The 4,811-nt window shown below is 72.1% G+C and carries 3 protein-coding genes; all 3 read left to right on the top strand.

Annotation, left to right across the window (positions count from 1 at the left end):
* Nucleotides 1-533 (top strand): sugar phosphate isomerase/epimerase family protein (locus AB0I76_RS22635; protein ID WP_357038794.1); only part of this gene is annotated, 533 nt, incomplete at its 5' end.
* Nucleotides 534-815: 282 nt separating this feature from the next.
* The gene (locus tag AB0I76_RS22640) at nucleotides 816-4,370 is read left to right on the top strand and encodes a ThuA domain-containing protein (RefSeq protein ID WP_357038798.1); all 3,555 of its coding nucleotides are present in this window, start codon (nucleotides 816-818) and stop codon (nucleotides 4,368-4,370) included.
* Nucleotides 4,371-4,439: 69 nt separating this feature from the next.
* Entirely contained in the window at nucleotides 4,440-4,682 is a 243-nt protein-coding gene (locus tag AB0I76_RS22645; RefSeq protein ID WP_357038802.1) for a hypothetical protein, read from the top strand.
* The last annotated feature ends 129 nt before the right edge of the window (nucleotides 4,683-4,811 follow it).

Genomic DNA, 4,811 nt, shown 5'->3' on the forward strand with positions numbered 1-4,811 from the left:
GCTGCACCGGCGGCGCCGGCGCCTTCCTCCTCACCGAACTGGGCGGCGAGGGTCCCGACCAGCTGACGCTGGCCGAGGAGGCGGCCGGGGCGGGCGTGACGCTCGCCGTGGAACCGCTGAACCGGTTCGAGACCAGCCTGCTGAACACCACGGAGCAGACCCTGGAGGTGGTCGACGGCATCCCCGGCCTGGGGATCGCCCTGGACACGTTCCACATGAACATCGAGGAGCGCGACATCCCGACGGCGATCCGCACCGCCGGGGATTGGCTGGCGCACGTGCAGGTCTGCGCGAACGACCGGGGTGCGCCCGGCAACGACCATCTGGACTGGACGGGGATCGCGGCGGCGTTGCGCGACGTCGGCTACGACGGACCACTGTGCATCGAGTCGTTCACCGCGGAGAACCGCACGATCGCCACGGCGGCGGCGATCTGGCGTCCGTTGGCCCCCACCCAGGACCAGTTGGCCACCACCGGTCTGGCGTTCCTGCGGGCGCTTCTCGCCCGGTCCACCGCGCCGACGGGGGTCTGACCCTCCGGAGCCGCAAGCCGGGCGGGGTTCTCCCCGCCCGGCGGTGACGCCTGTTCGCCGTCATTTACCTCGGTATTTACGGTGATTTCACAATTACTGAAAAGCGCGTTGACTGGCGTCAATATCGAGCGCACGGTTCTCGGTGGAGCAGGAGGTGACGCCGGCACGGCCGACGTCACCGGCGAGCGCGGGGGTGACCCCATTCGGCGGCGCGTCGCGCCCTCCGCCCCGGCGCTCGCCCGGGCGGACACCGCCACCCGTGGTCCCCCGAAAGGAGGCGGCATGCGCCGCCGACATCTCGTTCCGGTAGCCCTCCTCGCCCTGCTGCTGTCCCTGTTCGTCGTACCGGCCGCCTCGGCCGGCGCCGCCGCCCCGTTCCGCGCGCTGCTGTTCAGCGAGACGGCCGGGTACCGGCACGACTCCATCCCCGACGGCGTGGCGATGTTCAACGACCTCGCCGCCCAGCAGGGCTTCACCGTGGTGCACTCCGAGGACTCCGCCGTCTTCACCCCGGCCAACCTGGCCACCTTCGACGTGGTGGTCATGTTCCAGACCTCCGGCATGGTGTGGGACAACGACGCCCAACGGCAGGCCCTGCAGACCTACGTGGCCGGCGGCGGTGGCGTGGCGGCGATCCACAACGCCACCGACATGGGCATCGAGAGTTCCTTCCCCTGGTGGGACGACCTCGTCAACGCCGGTGCGCACATGCCCGAGCACTCCCCCGGGGTGCTGCCCGGCACCGCGCACGTCGCCGACCGTGTGCACCCCTCCACCAGCGGGCTGCCGCAGCGCTGGCAGCGCAGCGAGGAGTGGTACAACTTCGACGCCAACCCCCGGGGTGACGTGCACGTGCTGGTCACCGCCGACGAGCGCACGTACACCCCGGGCAGCCGGGCGATGGGCCCGGACCACCCGATCTCGTGGTGCCGCGAGGTGGGCGCCGCCCGGGTCTGGACCACCGCGATGGGCCACGCCAAGGGGTCGTACGCCGAGCCGCTGTTCCGCCAGCACGTCCTCGGCGGGGTCCAGTGGGCGGCCGGGGTCGCCGACGGCGACTGCGGCGGGACCGTCTGGGGCAACTTCGAGAAGGTCTCCCTGGACCAGAACACGGTCGACCCGATGGCCGTCGACGTCGCACCGGACGGGCGGGTCTTCTACGTCCAGCGCGGCGGCCAGGTGAAGGTCTTCAAGCCCGCCACCAGCACGACCGTCACCGCCGCCACCCTGCCGGTGTACACCGGTGGCGAGGACGGCCTGGTCGGCATGGCACTGGACCCGGGCTTCGCCACGAACAAGTGGATCTACCTGTACCACTCGCCGCAGGCCAGCACCACCGACGTCAACCGGCTGTCCCGCTTCACCGTCACCGGCGACGCGCTCGACCTCGCCAGCGAGAAGGTGCTGCTGGAGGTGCCCGCGTACCGGTCCCGGACCCACCCGGAGCCCGGCCACACCGGCGGCTACCTGGCCTTCGGGCCCGGCGGCAACCTCTACCTGTCCACCGGCGACGACAGCCCGCCGAACTACGACCCGGCCTGGCAGGGCTACGCGCCCCTGGACTGGCGGCCGGGCAGGAGCTTCCTGGACGCCGCCCGCTCCTCCGGCAACACCAACGACCTGCGGGGCAAGCTGCTGCGCATCCACCCCGAGACGAACGGCACCTACACCGTCCCGGCCGGCAACCTGTTCGCGCCGGGCACCGCGAAGACCCGCCCGGAGATCTACGCGATGGGATTCCGCAACCCGTTCCGGTTCTCCGTCGACCCGGTCAACGGCTGGGTCAACCTCGCCGACTACGGGCCGGACCGCAGCGGGCCGACCACCAACCGCGGCCCCGAGGGCCTGGTGGAACTCAACGTGATCCGGTCCGCCGGCAACTACGGCTGGCCGTTCTGCCACGGCGACAACCAGCCGTACGCCCCGTACAACCCGGACACCGGCGTCGTCGGCCCGAAGTTCGACTGCGCCAACCCGGTCAACAACTCACCCAACAACACCGGCCTGACCACGCTGCCGCCGCTGGTGAAACCCCAGATCTGGTACGGCTACGGCGCCTCGGCGCAGTTCCCCGAGATGGGCTCGGGCGGGTCGGCGCCGATGGGCGGGCCGATCTACCGGTACGACGCGGCCAACCCGTCGCCGACGAAGTTCCCGGCCTACTACGACCGGGTGCACTTCTTCTACGAGTGGTCCCGCAACTACGTGCAGGAGATCCACGTCGACGACGTCGGCGGGATCGTGAAGATCAACCCCTTCCTGCCCGGGGGTAACTTCGTCAAGCCGATGGACATGCGCTTCGGCCCCGACGGCTCCCTCTACCTGCTGGAGTGGGGCTCGAACTTCGGCGGCGGCAACAACGACTCCGGCCTCTACCGGATCGACTACGTGCGCGGCGGGCGGGCGCCCGTGGCGAAGGCCACCGGCACCCCGACCAACGGCAGGGCCCCGCTGACCGTGCTGTTCTCCAGCGCCGGCTCCGCCGACCCGGACCCGGGCGACACGATCAGCTACGCCTGGGACTTCGACGGCAACGGCAGCACCGACTCGACGGCGGCGAACCCGTCGCACACCTACACCGTCAACGGCAACTTCACCGCCAAGCTGACCGTCCGGGACAACACCGGGCGCAGCTCCTTCGCCAACGTCCCGATCACCGTCGGCAACACCGCCCCGACCGTGACCATCACCGGCCCGCCCAACGGGGGCATGCTCGACTTCGGCCAGCAGGTCGCCTACACGGTCACCGTGACCGACCCGGAGGACGGCACGATCGACTGCACGAAGGTGCTGGTCAACCCGGCGCTCGGGCACGACGACCACGAGCACGGCACCACCGACTACCCGGGCTGCTCCGGCACGATCGCCACCGACCTGCTCGGCGGCCATCCCGACGGAGCGAACCTCTTCTACGTCCTCAACGCCCGCTACCAGGACAAGGGCGCCAACGGCGTCGCCGCGCTCACCGGGTACGGCAAGGCGGTGCTGCAACCCAAGCACAAGCAGGCCGAGTTCTTCACCGGGCAGTCCGGGATCCGGGTCATCGACCAGGCCGGCGCGGAGAGCGGTAAGCGCATCGGTGACATCAGCGGCGGGGACTGGATCATGTTCGACCCGATGAGCCTCCAGGGCATCACCACGGTCAGCTTCCGGGTCTCGTCGCCCTACGGTGGTGGCAGCATCGAGCTGCGGGCGGACTCCCCGACCGGGCAACTGCTGGCCACCCAGGCGGTGCCGAACACCGGCGGCTGGGACTCGTACCAGCAGCAGCCGGCGGTGAACGTGGCGGCGCTGGCCGGCACCCACAAGCTGTACCTGGTCTTCCGGTCCACCCAGAACAACGCGTTCGACCTGGACTCGATGACCTTCGGCGGGGCCGGCGTCGGCACCACGCCGACCGGGATCGCCGGGAAGACGTACACCCTGACCGCCCAGCACAGCGGCAAGCTCGCCGACGTCAACGGGGTCTCCACCGCCGACGGCGCCGTGGTGCACCAGTGGACGGCGACCGGCGGCGGCAACCAGCGGTGGCAGGCCGTGGACGCCGGTGGCGGGGCGGTCACCCTGCGGGCCGTGCACAGCGGCAAGTGCCTGGCCGTGAGTGGCGGCTCCACCGCCGCCGCGGCGCAGGTGGTGCAGGAGACCTGCGGCACCGCCACCAGCCAGCAGTGGCAGGCGGTCGCCACCACCACCGCCGGGGTGTACGAGCTGAAGGCCCGGCACAGCGGGCTCTGTCTCGACGTCAACGGCAACTCCACCGCCGACGGCGCCCTGCTGATCCAGTGGACCTGCAGCGGCGCCGCCAACCAGCGGTGGCGGTTGACCACCGTCAGCTGAGCGGCACCTCGCCGGCAAAGCCCGGTCGAGGGCGGTGCGAACCGCCCCCGGCCGGGTATCCCGGACACCATGACGGACCTCTACCCTGCCGCCGACGACCGGGAGATCCTCCGGCAGGCGGCCGCCACGCACACCGCCGCCGCCCGCGACGTCGAGACGTTCCTGCGCCGACTGCCGGACGTACCGGACCCGGCCGACGTGACCGAGTACGCCAACCTGCTCACCCGCGAGGAGCGGGCCCGCGCCGACCGGGAGGCCGCCGCCGACCGCGCCGGCCTCACCATCGGCAGCCTCGAACCCGACCAGGGCTGACCCGCCCACCGGCCCGGGGGGGGGGGGGGGGGGGGGGCCGGGGCCCCCCGGGGGGGGGCGGGCGGGGCCGGGGGGGGGGGGCCCGGCGGGGCGGGCGGGGGCCCCCCCGGCCGGCGCGGGGGGCCCCGC

The organism is Micromonospora sp. NPDC049799, from assembly GCF_040656655.1.
Taxonomy (GTDB): domain Bacteria; phylum Actinomycetota; class Actinomycetes; order Mycobacteriales; family Micromonosporaceae; genus Micromonospora.

What these genes read in the sequence shown, in the direction of transcription:
- AB0I76_RS22640 (WP_357038798.1), top strand. Translation starts at nt 816, where the DNA reads ATGCGCCGCCGACATCTCGTTCCGGTAGCCCTCCTCGCCCTGCTGCTG.
- AB0I76_RS22645 (WP_357038802.1), top strand. Translation starts at nt 4,440, where the DNA reads ATGACGGACCTCTACCCTGCCGCCGACGACCGGGAGATCCTCCGGCAG.